We start from the raw sequence: 13,613 nt of genomic DNA, 5'->3' as shown, positions 1-13,613 counted from the left end.
GTAGCAAGGAGGTATTTATGAGAAAAGAGGAACTGCGGTATCTGCAGCGGCTGGCAGAGCTGTACCCGACCATTGGGAAGGCGTCTACGGAGATCATCAATCTCCAGTCTATTTTGAATCTGCCGAAAGGAACCGAACATTTTCTGTCCGATGTACATGGGGAATACGAGGCTTTTTCCCATGTGCTGCGAAACGGCTCCGGCGCGGTGCGCAAAAAGATAGACGACGTATTTGGGCACACTCTGAGCAATAATGACAAGCGCTCTCTTGCCACGCTGATCTACTATCCGAAGGAAAAAATCGAATACGTAAAGCGGCAGGAGGACGATATGGAAAACTGGTACAAGATCACTTTGTACCGTCTGATCGAAGTCTGCAAAACAACGGCCTCCAAATATACCCGTTCCAAGGTTCGGAAAGCCCTTCCTGCGGACTATGCTTATGTGATCGAGGAACTGATCACGGAGAAAGCAGAGGTTCTGGACAAGGAAGCTTACTATGACGCAATTGTAAATACCATTATTGAGATCGGAAGGGCGGAGAATTTTATCATAGCGCTGGCGGAGCTGATCCAGCGTCTTGTAGTGGACCATCTGCATATTCTGGGGGATATTTTTGACAGAGGTCCGGGTCCTCATTTTATCATGGACAGGTTGATGGAGTATCACTCTCTGGACATTCAGTGGGGAAATCACGATGTAGTCTGGATGGGAGCAGCAGCAGGCCAGCTTGCCTGTATTGCCACGGTTATCCGCAACAGCATCCGGTATGATAATCTGGATATTCTGGAGGACGGCTACGGTATCAATATGATGCCGCTGGCAGCCTTTGCACTGGAAACCTACCGGGATGACCCGTGCAATGTATTTGAGATCAAAGGAAATTCTTCTAATTATAATGCGCTGGAAAAGGAACTGAGCCGGAAGATGCACAAGGCCATTTCCATTATCCAGTTCAAGCTGGAAGAGCAGCTTGTAAAGAAAAACAAAGATTTCCTCATGGAGGACAGGATTCTCCTGGAGCGGATCGACCCGGAAAAGGGAACCATTACCATGCCGGACGGAAACACGTATCCGCTGCTTGACACGAGCTTCCCTACCGTGGACTGGAATGCGCCATCTGAGCTGACAGAGGGAGAAAAGGATGTGATGGAACGCCTTTCACTGGCATTTAGGAACTGCGAAAAGCTGCAGAACCATGTGCGTTTGCTTTTGGACAAGGGCGGTCTTTATAAAGTATATAATGGAAACCTTCTGTTCCACGGAAGCATTCCGTTAAATGAAGACGGAACCTTTAAGGAGGTGACCGTGCACGGGGAAACCTACAAGGGCAAGGCATTGTATGATGTGCTGGAGGCCCATGTACGCCGTGCGTTTTTTGCCCTGGATGAAGAAGAAATGCAAAAAAGCAGGGATATTTTATGGTATATCTGGGCCGGACCAAATTCACCTTTGTTCGGCAAGGACAAGATGAGTACCTTTGAGCGGTATTTCATTGCGGACAAAGCCACACATAAAGAGAAAAAGAACGCATACTATCGTCTTCTTGAGAATGAAGAGGTGGTAAACCGTATGCTGGAGGAATTCGGTCTTGATCCGGAGGAGGGGCATATCATAAACGGTCATGTTCCGGTGCATCAGAGCGAGGGAGAAAATCCGGTCAAATGTGATGGCAAGGTCATTGTCATTGACGGCGGTTTTTCCAAAGCATACAGAAAGGTAACAGGAATTGCAGGCTATACGCTGATTTACAATTCCTATGGCCTGGTGCTTACGGCACACGAACCCTTCACCTCCACAGAGGTGGCAGTCTCTGAGGAGCGGGACATTGTATCCAACCGTGTGGCAGTGCGTTATACGTCCAAGAGATGTCTTGTGGGCGATACAGATAACGGAAAAGCACTGAAAGAAAGGATCGGAGAGCTGACACAGCTTTTGGATGCTTACCGCCAGGGCGTTATTAAGGAGAAAAAATAGCTTTACTTCTTTTGGCAGTTTTTATATAATGAAGCGTGTGATGTATAAATAACCTTACTAATAATATAAGAGGAGACGAAAAAAATGGGTGGAATTTTTGGAGTAGCTTCAAAATCCAGTTGTGTGATGGACCTTTTTTTTGGAATTGATTACCATTCCCATCTGGGAACACGCAGAGGCGGCATGGCCTTATATGATGAGAAAAAAGGCTTTGACCGTTCGATTCATAATATTGAAAACTCACCTTTCAGAACGAAGTTTGACAGAGATGTAGTGGAGCTGGAAGGCAATTTAGGTATCGGCTGTATTTCAGACAGTGAGCCGCAGCCATTGCTGGTGCGTTCCCATCTGGGAAATTTTGCCATCACAACGGTTGGAAAGATCAATAATATGGATGCGCTGATCGAGAACTGTTTCAAAAACGGCAGGACACATTTTCTGGAAATGAGCGGAGGAAACGTGAATCCCACAGAGATGGTGGCATCCCTGATCAATCAGAAGGAAACAATGGTTGAGGGAATCCGTTACGCCCAGGAATTGATAGATGGCTCCATGACCATGCTGATCCTTACACCAAAAGGAATTTATGCTGCCAGGGATCGTCTTGGACGTACTCCGCTGGTGATCGGTAAAAAAGACGGAGCCTGCTGTGCTTCCTTCGAGAGCCATGCCTATATTAATCTGGGCTATGAGGATCTGAAGGAGCTGGGACCTGGTGAGATTGACTTTATTACACCGGAAGGCGTCGAGGTTCTGCAGAAACCGGGAGATAAGATGCGTATTTGTTCCTTCCTGTGGGTATACTATGGATATCCTACCTCAACCTATGAGGGTGTGAATGTGGAGGAAATGCGGTACAAATGCGGAGATATCCTTGCCCAGAGAGATATGGGAGAGGTACGTCCGGATATTGTGGCTGGTGTGCCGGATTCCGGTATTGCCCACGCCATCGGATACGCAAATTGTTCCGGTGTGCCGTTTGCCCGTCCGTTTATTAAATATACCCCAACATGGCCGCGTTCCTTTATGCCGACACAGCAGAGCCAGAGAAACCTGATCGCCAGAATGAAGCTGATCCCGGTTCATAAACTGATCAAGGGAAACAGCCTCCTGATGATAGACGACTCTATTGTAAGGGGAACCCAGCTTCGGGAAACTACAGAATTCCTTTACAACAACGGGGCAAAAGAGGTGCACATACGTCCGGCGTGTCCGCCGCTGCTTTACGGATGCAAGTACCTGAACTTCTCCCGCTCCAAATCCGAGATGGATCTGATCACCAGAAGGATTATTGCAAAGCGGGAAGGGGAGAACGTAAACGATAAGATCCTTCAGGATTATGCAAATCCGGATTCCACCAATTATAAGGAGATGCTGGAGGAAATCCGCAAGGAATTGAATTTTACAACCTTAAAATACCACCGCCTTGATGACTTGAAAAAATCCATTGATATTGAGCCATGCAAGCTATGCACCTATTGCTGGAACGGACAGGAATGAAGAATAGCTGCGAGCGCCGTGTGGCGAGCAGCGGTTCCCGTAGTTTTTATGAAGCGAGGGACGAACGGAAAAAATGAGAAAAAATAAAGATATACTGAAAGTAATACTGATCACGCTGATTGCCATTTTCCTGATGATGGGAGTGGCTGCATTGCTTCTTGCAAACCATAAAAGAAGTATCCGGAAGGAACAGCAGAAAGCGGCGGCGCTAGAGGCTTTGGAAAGCATTCCAAAGGCAACCCCGACTCCGGCTGCGACTCCAACCCCTACCCCGGAGCCAACGGCAACTCCGACTCCCACACCAGTCATTACCCGTGCCCCGGCTTTTAATCCGGATGATTACTGGAATGTCTGGTACAGCACGGACGGTCTTGCCGCTGTAAACATTTATAATATCAGCACAAAATCCGTTTCCTTCAGCTTCAGCCAGGCAAGCGATGCCCAGGGAACCCATGTTTCGGAGGCGGATGTTACCGCCGAGGTTGCGGGAAATGCGGCAAAGTTTTCTTTTACGGATTCCTGGGGAAACCGCGTCAGTGGCAGTATGACCTTTGACCAGGGCAGACTCTATCTGAAGCTGTCCACTACCGAGAATGCAGGTGGCGGGGTGACACCTTCCGTGAACTGTATCATGACCAGAACAAAGGCTGTGACAGCGACGGCTACGCCTGTGCCCACAGTGACGCCTGCCGGAAATACCGCAGGGGCGGCCCAGAATGGGGATTATTATTTTGCAGACAGCGACAGCCGTTATCTGACAGACGAGGAGCTGTCTCAGTATTCCTCCTCTGACCTGGAGCTGGCAAAAAATGAGATTTACGCTCGCCATGGACGGAAGTTTGTCACACAGCGGATCGCAGATTATTTTAACAGCAAATCCTGGTATAACGGCACCGTGGATGCGGAAACTTTTGACTCCCAGCAGGATTCGGTTTTTAACGAGTACGAGGTAGCCAATATCCAGAAAATTGCTGCGATGGAACAAAAAAAGAGAAACGAAGGAAATTAAAAAATAAAGGGACCTGACCATTATCCGGTCAGGTCCTTTTACAGCTTTTATCAGATTCATTCTATTTTAAAAGCTTCTTATTATCTGTTCTTCCTACAAGATAGTCAATACTGGTGTCATAGTAGTTCGCCAGGCGGATAAGCATTTCAATGGGGATATTGCGGGAGCCTGTCTCATAGTGAGAATAAGACCTCTGGCTGATGTGCAGAATTTCACTGATCTGTTTCTGAGACATATCTGCATCATTTCTTAAGTCCTGAAGACGCTGGAATTTCATGGGTACTCACCTCTTTTTTCTATTTTTTATGCAAGAAGTATAAAACAGAACGAATTGCACTATTGCAAAATGGAGCATAATGGGCTATAATAAACTCTAACTATCATAAAATGTCTTATCTCAAGTGTGTAATCTGTCTTTTGATTTCCCAATGAACTGTAAATAGAATATAAGACGGACGTTTCCTGCTGCGGGAGCGGGAAAAGGTCTGCAGAAAGGAACAATATTGTTTGCAAGTGTACTATCTGCAACGATCCTGGGAATGGAAGTATGCCCAATCCATGTAGAGGCAGACGTAAGCGATGGTCTGCCTTCTTTTACTATGGTAGGGTTTCCGTCAGCCCAGGTGAAGGAAGCACAGGACAGGGTGAGGACTGCCCTGCGGAATAATGGTATCATGCTGCCGCCGAAGCGCGTCACAGTAAATTTTACTCCTGCTGATATCAGAAAAGAAGGAGCCGGTTTTGATATGCCGGTAGCAGCCGCTGTGCTGTCTGCCGCAGGTGTGATCCGTTCCGGGCTTTTGGACGGTGTGATGATCGTTGGAGAAATCGGGCTGAACGGGGAAATCCATGCTGTGCCCGGTATCCTTCCAAGGGTCATTTGTGCCAGAGAGCTGGGGTGCCGTTTTTGCATCATTCCCTATGAAAATCTGGAAGAGGGAAGGCTTGTATCCGATATGAAGGTGATCGGCGTGCGCACCTTACCCGAAATGATCGACTGTCTGGAGAAACCGGAAAAATATCTGAAAAGGACCTGGCAGGCCGAAGCGTCCCGAAGCATGAAAAGGCAGGGGGAAAATGTGGATTTTATAGATATCCGGGGACAGGAGAGCGCCCGCCGGGCTGCGGAGATCGCAGTGAGCGGCTTTCATAATATTTTGTTTATCGGCCCTCCGGGAACCGGAAAAACCATGCTTGCCAGGAGAATCCCCACGATCATGCCAAGGCTGACATTTGAGGAAAGTCTGGAACTGACGAAGATCTACAGCATTGCCGGACTTTTGAGCCCGGAAAATCCGCTTATTGAAACAAGACCCTTCCGATGCCCGCATCATACCAGCTCACCTCAGTCGCTGGCAGGAGGAGGGCGCATCCCAGGGCCAGGTGAGGTGACGCTTGCCCACCGTGGTGTGCTGTTCCTGGATGAAATGCCGGAGTTTTCCCGGCGAAGTCTGGAAATCCTGCGGCAGCCTCTGGAGGATAGAAGACTGCAGTTATCCCGAACAGGCGGAACCTTTTGCTTTCCGGCAGGCTTTATGCTGGTGGCTGCTATGAATCCTTGTCCCTGCGGCTATTATCCGGATATGGACAGGTGCCGCTGTACGTCAGGGGAGGTGGCGCATTATCTTGGAAAAATCAGCCAGCCTCTTCTGGACAGAATTGATCTGTGTGCCGAGGTATCTGCAGTCACCTTTTCTCAGATAAACAGCTCAAAAAAGGGGGAAAGCTCTGCCGTGATCCGGGAACGGGTAGAAAAGACGAGAGAATTCCAGCGTCTGCGCTATGAGGGCGAAAAAGTGACATTTAACAGTGAGCTGTCGGGAGAGCAGATTGAAAAATACTGTGTGATGACAGGGGATGCCAGCCGCCTGTTCCGCCGTGCTTTTGAAAAAATGAATTTCAGCGCCAGGGCTTATCACCGGATCCTGAAGGTAGCACGAACCATAGCGGATATGGAAGGAGAGGAGAAAATCCAAACAGCACACATGGGGGAAGCATTAAGCTACCGTGCTTTTGACAAAAAATATTGGAATTAGAAATTCAAATGACATAAAAAACAGGATCAGGAGGTATTTTATATTGGAAGGAACACTGAAAGACAGAATCTGCTGCATCGGAAAGGCTGACCCGGATTATCCTGAAAAAATGAAAAATCTGCCAAACATGCCGGATAAGCTTTATTATCTGGGACAGTTACCGGATTTTACAAAACCGTCCATTGCTGTGGTGGGTGCCAGAATGTGCAGCGCCTATGGACGGACACAGGCATTTCACTATGCCCGGACTCTGAGCGGCGCTGGGGTGCAGGTGATCAGCGGTATGGCGCAGGGCATTGACGCAGAGGGGCATAAAGGCGCCATAGAGGGAGGGACTCCGACCTTTGCAGTGCTGGGAAATGGAGTGGATATCTGTTATCCGGCTTTCAATCGAAAGCTGTACAGCTCCATACTGGAGCATGGAGGAGGTATTCTGAGTGAATTGCCGCCGGGAACGCAGCCGCGGCCATGGTATTTTCCGGCGAGAAACAGGATCATCAGTGCCATTTCCGATGTGGTACTGGTGGTGGAGGCAAAAGAGCGAAGCGGCTCCCTGATTACGGCCGGGACCGCTTTGGACCAGGGAAGAGGCGTCTATGCAGTGCCGGGAGCGGTGAACAGCGCTCTTAGCAAAGGGTGCCACAGGCTGATCTACGATGGGGCAGGAATTGCTTACAGCCCGGAAGTCCTGCTGGCTGAGTGGGGGATTTCGGGACTGGAGAAGGGAAAATCTGATGAAAAAAGAAAGTTGGTACTTGCTAAAGATTTGGATTTGGTGTATAGTTGTCTCGATTTACGACCAAAAAATCCGGATGACATTATCATAAAAACAGGACTTTTGCCCGGACGGGTAAGCAGCATCCTTACGGAATTGGAGCTTATGGGACTTATCCGCGAGGTGGGAAGACACTATTATGTGCGTCGGGATTAGGACATGGATATTTTCCATGCTCCGGGACGTAGGGGGAAGCAGAAACAAAGATGTTACGGTTCACTGCGTGATCAGTAACATAAAGATTCATTATGACTAGGAGAGGTAGCATGGCGAAATATCTGGTGATTGTAGAGTCACCTGCAAAAGTAAAGACAATAAAAAAATTTCTTGGTTCAAATTATGACGTGGAAGCATCCAACGGTCATGTGAGGGATTTTCCCAAAAGCCAGTTTGGTATTGACGTGGAGAATGATTTTGAACCCAAATATATTACCATCAGGGGAAAAGGAGAGCTTCTTGCCAAGCTTCGCAAAGCGGCGAAGAAGGCAGATAAGATTTATCTGGCAACGGACCCTGACCGGGAAGGTGAGGCGATCTCCTGGCATTTGACCCAGGCGCTCAAGGAAGCGCCGGAAAAAATGTACCGCATTACCTTCAATGAGATCACAAAGACGGCAGTGAAGGATTCCCTGAAGCATGCCAGAGAGTTGAATATGAACCTGGTGGACGCTCAGCAGGCGCGGCGTATGCTGGACCGTATGGTTGGTTATTCCATCAGCCCGCTGCTCTGGGCTAAGGTGAAAAGAGGCTTAAGTGCGGGACGTGTTCAGTCGGTAGCCCTCCGCATCATCTGTGACAGGGAGGAGGAGATCAATTCCTTTATCCCGGAAGAATACTGGAGTCTGGACGGAACATTTCTTGCAGAAGGGGAAAAGAAAGCCCTGGAAGCAAAGTTTTACGGAACAGACAAAAAAATAGCCATTCATAACAAGAAGGAAATGGACGAGATCCTGGAGAAGCTGAAAGACTGTCAGTTTGAAGTGACAGAAGTAAAAAAAGGCGAGCGCATCAAAAATGCGCCGCTGCCCTTTACTACCAGTACCTTACAGCAGGAAGCCTCCAAGACGCTGAATTTTTCCACGCAGAAAACCATGCGTCTGGCGCAGCAGCTTTACGAGGGTATTGATATAAAAGGAAACGGCACGGTGGGTGTGATCACCTATCTGCGTACCGATTCAACCAGAATTTCAGAGGAAGCTGACGGGGCAGCACGAGCTTATATTGCAGCCCAGTACGGAGAGCAGTATGTGTCAACAACAGAAAAATCTGTGAAAAAGGGTCAGAAGATACAGGATGCCCACGAGGCGATCCGTCCCACGGATATCAGCCGGACTCCTGCTCTGCTGAAGGATTCTCTGTCCAGGGATCAGTTCCGCCTTTACCAGTTGATCTGGAAGCGTTTTGCAGCCAGCCGTATGGCAGCGGCACGCTACGAAACAACCTCCGTAAAGATAGGGGCAGGGGAATACGTATTTACTGTGGCTGCCTCTAAAGTGGCATTTGACGGTTTTATGTCCGTGTATACCCAGGATGAGGACAATAAAAAAAGCAATGTATTAAGTCAGAGCCTGGAAAAGGGCATGAAGCTTACTTTAAAGGAATTAAAGCCAGAGCAGCATTTTACCCAACCGCCAGCTCATTATACAGAGGCTTCCCTGGTAAAGACCATGGAGGAACTGGGAATCGGAAGACCGAGTACCTATGCGCCTACCATTACAACCATTATCAGCCGCCGCTATGTTGCAAAGGAACAGAAAAATCTGTATGTGACAGAGCTTGGCGAGGTGGTGAACCACATCATGAAGCAGGCTTTTCCAAGCATTGTGGATGTAAACTTTACAGCTACCATGGAAGGCCTTCTGGACTGTGTGGAAGGAGGTACCGTTCAGTGGAAGACCGTTGTGCGCAACTTCTACCCGGATCTGAAGACAGATGTGGACGCAGCTCAGAGGGAGCTGGAAAAGGTGGAGATCCAGGACGAGGTGACAGATGTTATCTGTGACAATTGCGGACGGAACATGGTGATCAAATATGGTCCTCACGGAAGGTTCCTGGCATGCCCGGGCTTCCCCGATTGCAGGAACACCAAGCCCTATTATGAAAAAATCGGCGTGGCATGTCCGAAGTGCGGCAAGGAGATCGTACTGAAAAAGACGAAAAAAGGACGGAAATATTATGGATGCGAGGATAATCCGGAATGCGATTTCATGTCCTGGCAGAAGCCGTCCGAAAAGAAATGCCCCGTCTGTGGCAGCTATATGGTAGAAAAAGGCAGCAAGCTGGCATGCAGCCAGGAAACCTGCGGATACGTGGAGCAGAGAAAGGGATAAACCGCAGCGTTTCCCGTGTACTTGCGGAGCGGGGAACAAGTGTTGGATGAGTCATAAAGAAGCGTATATGACAGAAAAGCGGGAAAGGCAGAAATAATCTGTAATTTCCCGTTTTTGTCGTTTAAAGTGTGTTTTCAGCTAATAAACCTGAAAGAAAAATATTTTCAGAAAAGCAAAGCAAATTTGAAAAATAGTAAAAATGTCTTGTAAATATGAGGAAAAACGTGTAGTATGATAGTATCATGCAGTTTTATATTTTTAACAAAGGCGAAAGGAGGAAAAGATGAGCGTTCAGTTGTTAGATAAAACAAGAAAAATCAATAAGCTTCTGCACAATTCAAACTCCAGCAAGGTTGTATTCAATGATATCTGCCAGGTCCTGATGGAAACCCTAAGTTCTAATATTCTTGTTCTCAGCAAAAAAGGTAAGGTTCTGGGTGTGAGCATGTGCCCGGGAGTAGAAGAGATCACAGAGCTTATGGAGGACAAGGTCGGCGGTTATGTAGATGCTTTATTGAATGAGAGATTCCTGGGTGTTTTGTCTACGAAGGAAAACGTAAACCTTCAGACACTGGGCTTTGAACATGTGTCAAGCAGTTATCAGGGAATCATCAATCCCATTGACATTGCGGGTGAGAGACTGGGAACTGTTTTCATGTACCGCAAGGACAGAGCCTACGACATTGAAGACATTATTGTCAGCGAATATGGCACTACTGTAGTGGGGTTGGAAATGATGCGTGCCGTACATGAAGAAAATGCTGAGGAAGACAGAAAGAAACAGGTGGTAAAATCAGCATTTAATACCCTGTCCTTCTCAGAGCTGGAGGCGATCATTCATATTTTTGAGGAACTGGACGGTGATGAGGGCATTCTGGTGGCAAGCAAAATTGCTGACCGTGTGGGGATTACCAGGTCTGTTATTGTAAATGCTTTAAGAAAATTCGAGAGTGCCGGCGTCATAGAATCACGTTCTTCCGGTATGAAGGGAACGTATATTAAAGTTTTGAATGAAGTGATATTTGATGAATTGGATGAAATTAAGGTACAAAGAAATAAAAAGGCTTAAAGGCGCAAAGGAAAAACTGTTTTCTGCAGTTCAGGCAGGAGGCAGTTTTTTTCTGCGTTTTGATATGGAAGATTGTTTTTAATATGTAAAAAGATTGTGAAAAATGAGAAAGTGAGAAAAACAAAGAAAAAATGAGTATAAAAGAAATAAAAAGAGAATATAATTTAAAATGCGATTCTGAAAGGGGTTGCGGAAAATGAAGGAATTGAATAATATAATGAACAGTGATTAGCACTCAATTTAAATGAGTGCTAGTAAGAAAAAGAAGGTTTTCAAAAATAAAGGAGGACATAGATCATGACATTAGTACCATTAGGTGACAGAGTTGTATTAAAACAGTTAGAAGCAGAAGAGACAACAAAATCCGGAATCGTTCTTCCTGGACAGGCACAGGAAAAGCCCCAGCAGGCAGAGGTTATCGCTGTAGGACCTGGCGGAGTTGTAGATGGCAAGGAAGTAAAGATGGAAGTTGCAGTAGGTGATAAGGTTATCTACTCTAAATACGCAGGAACAGAAGTTAAGCTTGAGAGCGAAGAATATATCATCGTAAAGCAGAGCGATATTTTAGCTGTTGTTAAGTAGAGCACTTAGCGGAAGCAAGCTGACTTCCTTATAGACATTAAAAAAATTTCAGGAGGAAAAAATCATGGCAAAAGAAATCAAATATGGCGCAGAAGCCAGAACCGCATTAGAAGCGGGTGTAAATAAATTAGCAGATACCGTAAGAGTGACCCTTGGACCGAAAGGAAGAAACGTAGTTCTTGACAAACAGTTCGGCGCACCGCTCATCACAAACGATGGTGTTACCATTGCAAAAGAGATCGAGCTGGAGGACGCATTTGAGAACATGGGCGCACAGCTCATCAAAGAAGTTGCATCCAAGACAAATGATGTAGCTGGTGACGGAACCACAACCGCTACCGTACTTGCTCAGGCAATGGTTCATGAAGGAATGAGAAACCTGGCAGCAGGCGCAAATCCTATCATCATGAGAAAAGGTATGAAAAAAGCTACAGATGCAGCAGTAGAGTCTATCAAGAGCATGAGCCAGAAGGTAAACGGAAAATCTCAGATCGCAAACGTAGCAGCTATTTCTGCAAGTGATGAGGAAGTAGGTAAGCTGGTAGCAGACGCTATGGAAAAGGTTTCCAAGGATGGCGTTATCACTGTTGAGGAGTCCAAGACCATGCAGACCGAGCTTGATCTGGTAGAAGGTATGCAGTTTGACCGTGGATACATTTCCGCATACATGGCAACTGATATGGAAAAAATGGAAGCAAATCTGGAAGATCCATACATCCTGATCACAGACAAGAAGATCAGCAACATCCAGGAAGTCCTTCCGTTACTGGAGCAGATCGTACAGGCAGGCGCAAAGCTTCTCATCATCGCTGAGGATGTAGAGGGCGAAGCTCTGACAACCCTGATTGTAAACAAATTAAGAGGAACATTCCAGGTAGTAGCTGTAAAGGCACCAGGCTATGGCGACAGAAGAAAAGAAATGCTTCAGGACATCGCAATCCTTACAGGCGGACAGGTTATCTCCGATGAGGTTGGACTTGATCTGAAAGATGCAACCATGGCTCAGTTAGGCCGTGCAAAATCCGTCAAGGTTGCAAAAGAGAATACCGTGATCGTAGACGGAATGGGTGACAAAGATGCAATCGCAAACCGCGTAGCACAGATCCGTTCCCAGATTGAGGAGACAAAATCCGATTTCGATAGAGAAAAACTTCAGGAGAGACTGGCTAAGCTGGCAGGCGGTGTAGCAGTTATCCGTGTAGGCGCTGCAACCGAGACTGAGATGAAAGAAGCAAAACTTCGTATGGAGGATGCACTGGCAGCTACAAGAGCAGCTGTTGAGGAAGGTATCATCGCAGGCGGCGGTTCCGCTTATGTACACGCTACCAAGAAAGTGGCAGAGCTTGCTGCTACTCTTGAGGGAGATGAGAAGACTGGCGCAAACATTATCCTGAAGGCTCTGGAAGCTCCGCTGTTCCGTATCGCTGCAAATGCAGGACTGGAAGGCTCCGTTATCATCAACAAAGTAAAAGAGTCCGAGCCAGGCGTAGGCTTTGACGCTGTAAATGAGGAGTATGTTGATATGGTAAGCGCAGGAATCCTTGACCCGGCAAAGGTTACAAGAAGCGCACTTCAGAACGCAACAAGCGTAGCATCCACCTTACTGACCACTGAGTCCGTAGTTGCAAACATCAAAGAAGATGCACCGGCAATGCCGGCTGGCGGACAGGGCATGGGAATGATGTAATTTATAAAAAGTTTTTGAAATTAAGAGGACCGGCGTCATAGACGCTGGTCCTTTTTTGTGCTATACTCATTCATATAGTTTCAAACTTATACGTAAGGCTAAAAGGAGAGGATATTGATATGAGCGATTTGTATTCTGAGTTACTTGTAAAAAAAGAGAGAACCGCAAAGGACATGCTGGTGAAATACGGTCTGATCGTGCTGACAGCTCTGGTTGCTGCAGCAGGTCTGCTGATCACACCGATTCTTCTGATTGGAGCCATTGCACTTGGCATAGCATGTTACTTCATCATTCCAGGTACAGATCTTGAATTTGAGTACCTGTTTGTAAACGGGGAGCTGGACATTGACAAGATCATGGCAAAGACAAAGAGAAAAAAAGTAAAAAACGTGAAGCTGCAGGAAGCAGATCTGATGGCACCGGTGAATTCTCACAGAATGGATTATTATAACAGTAACCAGAAGCTGAAGGTATTGGATTTTTCATCAGGAAATCCGGAACACAAGCGCTATGCTATTATTGTCAAAGACGGCGCGGATCTCTGCAAGGTTATCATAGAGCCGGATGAGGCTTTGGCAAATTCCATGAGAAATTGCGCTCCCAGCAAGGTATTTTTGGATTAAATTCATGGATTGACACGTATCTGATT

General features: G+C 46.9%; 11 protein-coding genes. 10 read left to right on the top strand and 1 reads right to left on the bottom strand.

The window, feature by feature from the left end; translation table 11 throughout:
* Nucleotides 1-17: 17 nt before the first annotated feature.
* The 3 genes from ACESZH_RS16850 (at nt 18) to ACESZH_RS16840 (ending at nt 4,485) form a co-directional block, all read left to right on the top strand.
* Entirely contained in the window at nt 18-1,976 is a 1,959-nt protein-coding gene (locus tag ACESZH_RS16850; RefSeq protein WP_373217833.1) for a fructose-1,6-bisphosphatase, read from the top strand.
* An 84-nt stretch (nt 1,977-2,060) separates the two neighbouring features.
* Nucleotides 2,061-3,476: an amidophosphoribosyltransferase gene (locus ACESZH_RS16845; RefSeq protein ID WP_373217832.1), complete on the top strand. Its 1,416-nt coding sequence runs from the start codon at nt 2,061-2,063 to the stop codon at nt 3,474-3,476.
* 73 nt (nt 3,477-3,549) lie between these two features.
* The gene (locus ACESZH_RS16840; RefSeq protein ID WP_373217830.1) at nt 3,550-4,485 is read left to right on the top strand and encodes a YARHG domain-containing protein; all 936 of its coding nucleotides are present in this window, start codon (nt 3,550-3,552) and stop codon (nt 4,483-4,485) included.
* 61 nt (nt 4,486-4,546) lie between these two features.
* On the opposite strand, the gene ACESZH_RS16835 is transcribed toward ACESZH_RS16840, so the two are convergent.
* Complete coding sequence (locus tag ACESZH_RS16835; RefSeq protein ID WP_373217828.1) at nt 4,547-4,762, bottom strand: helix-turn-helix domain-containing protein; 216 nt, start codon at nt 4,760-4,762, stop codon at nt 4,547-4,549.
* A 226-nt stretch (nt 4,763-4,988) separates the two neighbouring features.
* Here ACESZH_RS16835 and ACESZH_RS16830 point away from each other — a divergent pair, with 226 nt between their 5' ends.
* The 7 genes from ACESZH_RS16830 (at nt 4,989) to ACESZH_RS16800 (ending at nt 13,587) form a co-directional block, all read left to right on the top strand.
* Nucleotides 4,989-6,521, top strand: a complete 1,533-nt coding sequence (locus ACESZH_RS16830) for a YifB family Mg chelatase-like AAA ATPase (RefSeq protein ID WP_373217827.1) — start codon at nt 4,989-4,991, stop codon at nt 6,519-6,521.
* A 43-nt stretch (nt 6,522-6,564) separates the two neighbouring features.
* Entirely contained in the window at nt 6,565-7,452 is an 888-nt protein-coding gene (gene dprA, locus ACESZH_RS16825) for a DNA-processing protein DprA (RefSeq protein ID WP_373217826.1), read from the top strand.
* Between the two features lie 110 nt (nt 7,453-7,562).
* A complete protein-coding gene (gene topA / locus ACESZH_RS16820; protein WP_373217825.1) occupies nt 7,563-9,626 on the top strand; it encodes a type I DNA topoisomerase in 2,064 nt (687 codons plus the stop codon).
* 283 nt (nt 9,627-9,909) lie between these two features.
* Nucleotides 9,910-10,695: a GTP-sensing pleiotropic transcriptional regulator CodY gene (gene codY, locus ACESZH_RS16815; protein ID WP_373217823.1), complete on the top strand. Its 786-nt coding sequence runs from the start codon at nt 9,910-9,912 to the stop codon at nt 10,693-10,695.
* 297 nt (nt 10,696-10,992) lie between these two features.
* Nucleotides 10,993-11,277 carry a co-chaperone GroES gene (gene groES / locus ACESZH_RS16810; protein ID WP_373217822.1) on the top strand — a complete coding sequence of 95 codons (285 nt, stop codon included), beginning with the start codon at nt 10,993-10,995 and terminating at the stop codon, nt 11,275-11,277.
* A gap of 64 nt (nt 11,278-11,341) precedes the next feature.
* Complete coding sequence (gene groL / locus ACESZH_RS16805; protein WP_373217821.1) at nt 11,342-12,964, top strand: chaperonin GroEL; 1,623 nt, start codon at nt 11,342-11,344, stop codon at nt 12,962-12,964.
* Between the two features lie 119 nt (nt 12,965-13,083).
* Entirely contained in the window at nt 13,084-13,587 is a 504-nt protein-coding gene (locus ACESZH_RS16800; RefSeq protein WP_373217820.1) for a DUF6106 family protein, read from the top strand.
* Nucleotides 13,588-13,613 lie beyond the last annotated feature (26 nt).

Origin of the sequence: Ruminococcus sp. 5_1_39BFAA (assembly GCF_964240875.1) — a bacterium.
Taxonomy (GTDB): Bacteria; Bacillota; Clostridia; order Lachnospirales; family Lachnospiraceae; genus Blautia_A.
The sequence above is the reverse complement of the archived record's forward strand: the minus strand, read 5'-3'. Positions and strand labels throughout refer to the sequence as shown.

Excerpts from the sequence above, each read along its gene's own strand:
- ACESZH_RS16850 (WP_373217833.1), top strand. The coding sequence starts at position 18 with ATGAGAAAAGAGGAACTGCGGTATCTGCAGCGGCTGGCAGAGCTGTAC.
- ACESZH_RS16845 (WP_373217832.1), top strand. The coding sequence starts at position 2,061 with ATGGGTGGAATTTTTGGAGTAGCTTCAAAATCCAGTTGTGTGATGGAC.
- ACESZH_RS16840 (WP_373217830.1), top strand. The coding sequence starts at position 3,550 with ATGAGAAAAAATAAAGATATACTGAAAGTAATACTGATCACGCTGATT.
- ACESZH_RS16835 (WP_373217828.1), bottom strand. The coding sequence starts at position 4,762 with ATGAAATTCCAGCGTCTTCAGGACTTAAGAAATGATGCAGATATGTCT.
- topA (WP_373217825.1), top strand. The coding sequence starts at position 7,563 with ATGGCGAAATATCTGGTGATTGTAGAGTCACCTGCAAAAGTAAAGACA.
- codY (WP_373217823.1), top strand. The coding sequence starts at position 9,910 with ATGAGCGTTCAGTTGTTAGATAAAACAAGAAAAATCAATAAGCTTCTG.
- groES (WP_373217822.1), top strand. The coding sequence starts at position 10,993 with ATGACATTAGTACCATTAGGTGACAGAGTTGTATTAAAACAGTTAGAA.
- groL (WP_373217821.1), top strand. The coding sequence starts at position 11,342 with ATGGCAAAAGAAATCAAATATGGCGCAGAAGCCAGAACCGCATTAGAA.
- ACESZH_RS16800 (WP_373217820.1), top strand. The coding sequence starts at position 13,084 with ATGAGCGATTTGTATTCTGAGTTACTTGTAAAAAAAGAGAGAACCGCA.